The organism is Enorma shizhengliae, assembly GCF_009676995.1.
GTDB lineage: Bacteria > Actinomycetota > Coriobacteriia > Coriobacteriales > Coriobacteriaceae > Enorma > Enorma massiliensis.
Genome location: NZ_VTFZ01000006.1, coordinates 138,938 through 146,045, shown reverse-complemented (window position 1 = coordinate 146,045; position 7,108 = coordinate 138,938). Strand labels below are relative to the sequence as shown.

At 60.5% G+C, this 7,108-nt stretch carries 4 protein-coding genes; all 4 read right to left on the bottom strand.

The features are described from left to right. Positions 1-126 precede the first annotated feature (126 nt). The 4 genes from GJE22_RS05940 to GJE22_RS05925 all read right to left on the bottom strand — a co-directional run bounded on the left by GJE22_RS05940 (position 127) and on the right by GJE22_RS05925 (position 7,076). Positions 127-1,035 (bottom strand): AIPR family protein, encoded by a 909-nt coding sequence (locus tag GJE22_RS05940; RefSeq protein ID WP_144688279.1) that lies wholly within the window; start codon positions 1,033-1,035, stop codon positions 127-129. 697 nt (positions 1,036-1,732) lie between these two features. After that, positions 1,733-4,525: a DEAD/DEAH box helicase gene (locus tag GJE22_RS05935; RefSeq protein ID WP_144688280.1), complete on the bottom strand. Its 2,793-nt coding sequence runs from the start codon at positions 4,523-4,525 to the stop codon at positions 1,733-1,735. 390 nt (positions 4,526-4,915) lie between these two features. Further along, a complete protein-coding gene (gene trmB / locus GJE22_RS05930) occupies positions 4,916-5,794 on the bottom strand; it encodes a tRNA (guanine(46)-N(7))-methyltransferase TrmB (protein WP_144688281.1) in 879 nt (292 codons plus the stop codon). A gap of 481 nt (positions 5,795-6,275) precedes the next feature. Then, positions 6,276-7,076 (bottom strand): class I SAM-dependent methyltransferase, encoded by an 801-nt coding sequence (locus GJE22_RS05925; RefSeq protein WP_144688282.1) that lies wholly within the window; start codon positions 7,074-7,076, stop codon positions 6,276-6,278. Positions 7,077-7,108 lie beyond the last annotated feature (32 nt).

The window sequence follows — 7,108 nt, the reverse complement described above, 5'->3', positions numbered from 1 at the left end:
GCACCGGTGGCTCCTCTGGTTCCGCTCGGGGCGCGCCTCGGAGTCGCTCGGCTGGAGGACGCCGGACGAGAACCGCCGCCTGCTCGGCTACGCGGTGTAGGACGTACAAGAAATCGTCCGCGGTCCCTAATCCCAAATAGTACTAAGTGTTTGGCACCCATTGATTACCTGTGCGCCTTTTAGCGTGATTTGGCTGTTGTCGCTTGAATAGGAAAAACTGGTGCAGATTATAACCAGTCCGTTGTTGAGATGGATGAACTGCTTTTGGCCCTTTTGCGTCGAGATAGTGTTCCGTATAGCTGCGTTCACCCGAGATTTGCGTAAGTTTGATCGAACGTTTAAATCGAACAGGCCGTTCCCATATTTCTCTATAGCGCTAAGCAGGGTGTCGATTCTAATTACTGCGCAGAACCAACTCTGCATTTTCAGCAAGCCTTCTCCGTCGACACGAAGCTTGAGCTCGACATCACGTGGTTTCGCCAAGTCATCAAAAGAGTGCCATGTGTTGAATAGCGTCTTTTCGTCGGCGAGGCGCAGCTCGACATTTCGGTTCCTGTACTCGCTCTTCAAATTATTGAAGTGTTCTAGGGCCGAATCGCTTAATGCTCCTTCGAGAACAAGCGTTGCCGTCAGCCTGTTGTTCTGGGGATTGAGCTGAAATAGATTCTTGAGCTTTTGTACCGAATGTGATGCGAGGCGCTCTTCACCCAGGACGAAATCAACCGCTTCAATCAATTCGTTAACTGGGTCGCTGCCGAACACTTTGCCGTTTGGATGATTGGAAAGGTTGGCCGATTTGCATTGATAGATTTGGAAAGCATTGCCGGTATGGGTGTAGAAGTCAATTCCTAAGTCATTCGGTCCGTCGGTGTAATGAAAGACGCTCTCGTCGGTTGTGTCCAACAAATCGGCTGCCAGGTAACAAAATACTTTGGCATCAGAATCACTGTCCGAAAGCTGCGTGCATGAACTTCTTAGTTCATCCATTTTCGAGGAAACGTCAGCATTAAAATCCTGTCGGTTGAACGCAATCATTGCAGAGCTTCCTTTCCCATGCGCAAATGACTTCCGCCAATCTTTATGATCTCATAGGGTTGATTTAGTTCAAGATCCTGCTTAGTAGGGGGTGCCACCGTTCGACATGGGGGTCGTCACTTGGCTTGAGCTATTCAATGCTCCGTATCGGTTTCCACGGCTTCTCCAGATCGCCATGGCCCAGCATCTGTTTGCCTTTTCGGCTTTCCTTTTCGCCAAGAGTTATTATTTGTTGCATATGGAGGGAAAGCTATAGAAGCATACGCCTGGAGAAGCTATAGCCGCCTGATGCGCGGCGGCGGGACTTGCGCGTTGCCCTACAAACGAAGGCGGTTGAGCAAAAAAGCAGGATAAAGGGGCCTGCCTAGGCAAAGAGAGCAGGCGCCTGCCGAAATTGATTTTCGGGCGCCCGTTTCGCAGCCGACTCGATACGAGACATCGTCGTCTCGGAAAGAATGCTCGACGCTCCTTTTGTCTGAGTGTTGTGCATGTAACAAATTATCTCTTCATTTGCAGTATGCACGCCTTGGCCATGGAAGTGAAATGCGGCTCGCTTCCGTAAAGCAACTTGTTTCGGAAGCGAACCGCATTTCACTTCCATAACAACGCCCTAAACGGAAGCGGGCGCCTGCCGAGACATCTCCTCGGCAGGCGCCCGCTGCATTTGGGTTGCATTGACGGCACGGTCGGTCCGCGCCTACTCCACCGCCAGCAGTTCCTCAATAAACCCGACGCGGTAGTTCTTGAACACGGCTTCGCTCTCTTCCTGCGTGGCGTCGAGGTCCACATCGGCCATGATGCCGAAGTCGTGATCGCCGTCGCTGTCGTGGAAGATTTGGTGCACGTGCCACACGTGGCCGCCCTCGGCCGCGGGCTTGAGCTCGTCGGACTCGTCGATGGTGAAGAACGCCGTCGAACGCGCATCGCCATCCACCAGCAGCTCCTCGTGCGCCTCGAAGAACGCCTCGAGGGCGCGGCGCCAGCGAAGTTCGCCCATGCCCCACGCTTCGTCCAGCTCTCCCAACTCGCCGGCGCGCTCGCGGGCGGCCAGGCTCACACGGCGGAACAGGGCGTTGCGCACCAAGAGCGTCATGCCGCGGCGGTCTGCCACCACCACGTCCGCACCGCTCGGCGGCGCGGCGTCGAAGGCGGAATCCTCGCCCGCGGCGGCCCACTCATCCACCAGGCTCGAATCGACGCTCCGCACCACGAAGCCCAGCCACGAGATGATGTCATTCAGCTGGTCGTTGCGCTTCTCCAGCGGTACGGTGCGGTCGAGCGAGCGGAACGCCTCGGCAAGGTAGCGCAGCAAGATGCCCTCAGATCGCGCGATGCCGAGCTTCTGGATGTAGCCCTTGAAATCCGCCGCGCTCTCCAGCATGTCGCGCAGCACGCTCTTGGGGGAGAGCTCGTAGTCCGCTGCCCACGGCACCTTGATGCAGTATTGGGCAAACGCGGCATCGAGCAAGTCCTCAAGCGGCTTGGGGTAGGTGATGTCCTGCAGCCGCTCGAGCCGCTCCTCGTATTCCACGCCGTCGGCCTTCATGGCTGCCATGGCGGCATCGCGCGCCTGGCGCTCCTGCGCGCGCAGCACTTGCTTGGGGTCTTCGAGCGTTGCCTCCACCATGGAAATGAGGTCGAAGGTGTAGGTCTCGCTCTCCGGGTCGAGCAGCTCCAGCGCCGCAAGCAAAAACGGCGAGAGCGGCTGGTCGAGGGCGAAGTCCTCGGGCAGGTCTACCGTGAGGGAGTACTCCACCCGCGGCGCTGCGTCCGTGGAGGCGCCCGTGTCGCCTAGTGCATCCGCGCCGTCGGGCGCGCCCACGCCGCTGGATGTACCAGCGCCGCTGGAGGCGTCCATATCGCTTGGTGCATCCGCGTCGCCGGGGACCTCCTCGCGCACTACCACCCCGGTGTCGATGAGCGTGGCGAAGATCTCGCTCGCTCGCGCCTCAAGCTTGAGCTTTTCCTCCGGCGTCTGCAGGCTCGCCTCGATGAGTTCGCTCACGCGGGCTCGCGCGTCGCCGCCGCGCTCCACCATGGACAGCACCATCGAATTGGTGATGCGCAGTCGCGGTTTGAGGGTTTCGGGCACCGCCTCGCAGAGGCGCTCGAAGGTTTGCTTGTTCCAGGTTACGAAGCCCTCAGGCGGTTTTTTCTTCTTGAGTTTGCGCAGCTTCTTGGGGTCGTCGCCCGCCTTTGCGATAAGCTTGGCGTTCTCGATCTCGTATTCGGGAGCCTCGGCGATGACCATGCCCTCGGTATCGAAGCCCGCGCGCCCGGCGCGCCCGGCGATCTGGTGGAACTCGCGGGCGCGGAGGCGGCGCATCTTGTAGCCATCGAATTTGGTGAGCGCTGTGAGCACCACGGTGTGGATGGGCACGTTGATGCCCACACCGAGCGTGTCGGTGCCGCAGATGACCGGCAGAAGCCCCTGCTGGGCGAGGCGCTCCACCAAGAGGCGATAGCGCGGCAGCATGCCGGCGTGGTGCACGCCCACGCCGTTGGAGATGAGGCGTTTTAGGATCTTGCCGAATGCCGTGGTGAAGCGCGTGCCCTTGGCGGCCTCCTTCACGGCCTCGCGCTGCTCTTTGGTGGCGATGCCGAAGTTCGCGAGCGACTGCGCCGTAGCAAGTGCGGCGTCCTGCGAGAAGTGCACGATGTAGAGCGGGGCTTCGTCGCGGCGCAGCGCAAGCTCGACCGTGCCCTCAAGTGCGGTGTCAACGTACTCATAGGCGAGCGGCACGGGGCGTGGCGCGTCGGTCACACGGTCGACGATGCGTCCGGTGCGCTCTTCCAGCGCGTCGGCGATCTGCGTGACGTCGCCGAGCGTGGCGCTCATGAGCATGAACTGCGTGTGCGGCAAGGTGAGTAGCGGCACCTGCCAGGCCCAGCCACGGTCGGGATCGGCGAAGTAGTGGAACTCGTCCATGGCGACCACGCCCACGTCCGTGTCCTCGCCTTCGCGGAGCGCCTGGTTGGCAAGGATCTCCGCCGTGCAGCAGATGACGGGCGCCTGCGTGTTGATGTGCGTATCGCCGGTGATCATGCCCACATTGTCGCGACCGAGCACCTCGACCAGATCGAAGAACTTTTCCGAGACGAGCGCTTTGATGGGGGCGGTGTAGTAAGCGCGGCGTCCCTGTGCCATGCCGAGGAAGAGCATGCCGAGCGCCACGAGCGATTTGCCGGAGCCGGTTGGCGTGCCCAGGATCACATGGTCGCCGGCGGCGAGGTCCATGAGGGCCTCCTCCTGGTGCTCCCAGAGCTCGATGCCGCGCTCGTCGCACCAGCCGAGGAAGCGCTCGAAAGCCTCGTCCGCGGTGCACCAGGGTTCGGGCTCTTCGCCTTCTGCCGGCTCCCACCAGCTTGGCGAGAGCGCTCCGAGTGAGCCGTGCTCGCCCGTGCTGCCGGTGCCGGCGGCGAACGAGCTGGCAGAAGACCCAGCGGTGGGCGCGGCGGATGCGTTTGCAGTGTCTGCTGTGTTGGCCATGAAAATGATGCCCTTCGGTTTCGCGTTAGGTGCGTCGCGCATGGAGTGCTGCATCAATTATGGCAGATGGTGGGCGGAACGCCATGGGGCGGCCCCAGTGGGGAGGTGACGTTCGGGCGATTTGTCCCGAGCTGGTGGTCCGAGGCCCGTTTATTCATCAATCGCGCGCCCTCATGGCAGCTGAGTTGGCGCTGGCAAGACATTCGTTCCACTTTTGGGAACATCTTTTTCGCTTTTCGCCCGCTATCACGTGATTGCGTTCCTTAATCCTGCGATTTTGTTGAGACTGGACAGGCTTGCCGCTATGGTCTCGATAAGGTATTCCCAAAAAGTGGAACGAACTTCCCGGGGCTTGGCGCGGCGTGCCTGCCCAGGGCCCGCTTTGCATGTCTAGTGGTTATGCGCCTGTTCGTTTCGTTGGCGATTTCGCAGGTTGAGAACCGCGCCTTCCATGCCGAGGGGGATGTATCCGATGGAATCTAGGTTTCGGGGCAAGTATGCGACGAGGCTTTGCTCGGCGTCGCGGCCGGTCTGAATTTGCTCCGGCGTCGGTTCTGGCCCCGGAATGGCGCAGACGCCGTATACGGCGGCCCCCTGTTCGGCAAGACGACGCTCGTATTCCGTTTCCGGATGTTCGGGATGCTCCGCGCGGGTGTCGTTCGATGCCCAAAGCACCCGGTAACCAGCTGCGTCAAGTTGCGTAAGCGTATAGTCGTGTAGTGGTTGGCTGTCGGTCCTGAGCGTGACGGCGGCGCCCGGCGCGAGCACGCGTCGGTAGCTTAGCAGGTGGTCGACGCTGGTAAGGCGTTTGCGCGCGAACTTGCGCTTGGGGAACGGCGTGGGGAAGTTGAGCGTGATTCCAGCGAGCTCGCCCGGGCCAAACAGACGTTCGATTGAGTCCGTGCCGCGCGGCAGCACGATTGCGTTGGAAATGCCCGCTTCAACGATGTTTTGTGCAGCGTAAGCGATGCAGATGGGTTCGGTGTCCATGCCGATGAAGAGCGCGTCCGGCTCGCGTTGGGCTCGGGCGACGAGGTAGGCTCCCTTGCCGCAGCCGAGATCGAGGTGGACCCGGCCAAAGCCGGGCATGTCGCCGCGGGACGCACTGCCGCAGGCCATGTCGCCGCAGTCCGCGCCGCCGCAGGGTGCACACGCTTCTCCCCAGCGCCCGCGATAGGTTTCCGGGCGTTGCTCGATGGCGGCCGCGTATCGCTCAAGGCGATCTTCGAGTACGAAGTTCTTCGGTGTGCGAATGTGCGTGAGTCCCACGAGCGGTCTCCTAGCGATGTGAGCAGCGTGACGTGCGTTGGAGCATACCACAGACAGTCATCAGGCGCGCTCGCGGGCTGGTCCGCTGCAACAAGCGGTCGCTTTCCCATAGTTCTCGCTGGTTGTAGGGACCATTCGTTCATCCCCTTAGGATGTCTGCTGCAAATTGTGATGCGTCTCGTAAGAAATCGGGCTCGTGGCCAAAAACATACGATTGGTTGCCGAGAAAACCAAGCTTTGATTGGAAATGAGGGGCTATTATTTTATTTATAGGATGGCCTACCTAGCAGATACGCCGTTTGAATGCCGCTGATGTGCACCCAACCGACCGAGAGCGGCCTCTGAAAGCGCTCGAGCGCTTTATTGTGTGCAACCAACCATATGTTTTTGGCCACGGATCCGAAAAGGTACAACGCTGTGTCACTGCGCGGGAGGTAGTGGAGCGTTGTGCCGGCCTCCACGTGGTCTTGTTCGGCTACTTCTAGGCCTTTTGGAGTAAGAGGTAGCGGTTGAGCACGCCACCGTCGCCGTCGGCATTGAAACGCTCGAGTTCACGTGCTCCCGATGCGCAGGCTGCGACGCTCAGGTCGTCAAGTTCCCACTCATCGATGTAATGGCAGTAGCGGGGCACATCGGCGTTGCCTTGCCAGCCGAGGAAGTAATCGTTCGGCTCGAGCGCAAGGTCGGGATGGTATGCCCGGCAGTTGCGCGTAACCGCTCGCGCTTGTGTGGCGAGACGCTTGTCATCCATGAAACGCCAGCATGAGAGGGCGATGATTCCGCCGGATTGCGTGTGCGCGACGAGCCACTCCGCAAGGACGCTCCTCAGCTCTGCGCCGGGGACGTGATGCATGAATCCAAAGCAGCACAAGAGATTGCAGGGCGCAATGTCCGCCAAGGGGTCTTCGTCCTCGAGCAACGCCGAGAGCAGGTCGCAGGTGATGACCACTTCCGACGCTGGGGCTCCCCCTGTTGAGGCCATCTCCGACGGGGCACTTGCGTCCCCTGCTCCTGACAGCTCGGAGCAATTATCAATGCCAAGGTAGGTAAGGCGAGTATGGGGGAGCTTCTCTGCCAAGAACCTCGCAAACCGGCGGTTTCCGCAGGCAACGTCGAGTACGGATAGATGTGTGGCGGCTGTGGGCTGTGCGGCGATAAGCTCCTCGACCACGCGGTCCCACCCCCGCCACGGCGCTTGCCGCGTCGCCGAGAAGGACGACGCGTTCTCGCGGTAAAACCGGTTGTTGAGCTCGATGAGCTGTCGTGCGAGTGCGCGGTTCACGTTCCCCCCGTTTCGATGAGAACCAGTCCTGC

Coding starts and splice junctions, on each gene's coding strand:
- GJE22_RS05940 (WP_144688279.1), bottom strand. CDS start 1,035: ATGATTGCGTTCAACCGACAGGATTTTAATGCTGACGTTTCCTCGAAA.
- GJE22_RS05935 (WP_144688280.1), bottom strand. CDS start 4,525: ATGGCCAACACAGCAGACACTGCAAACGCATCCGCCGCGCCCACCGCT.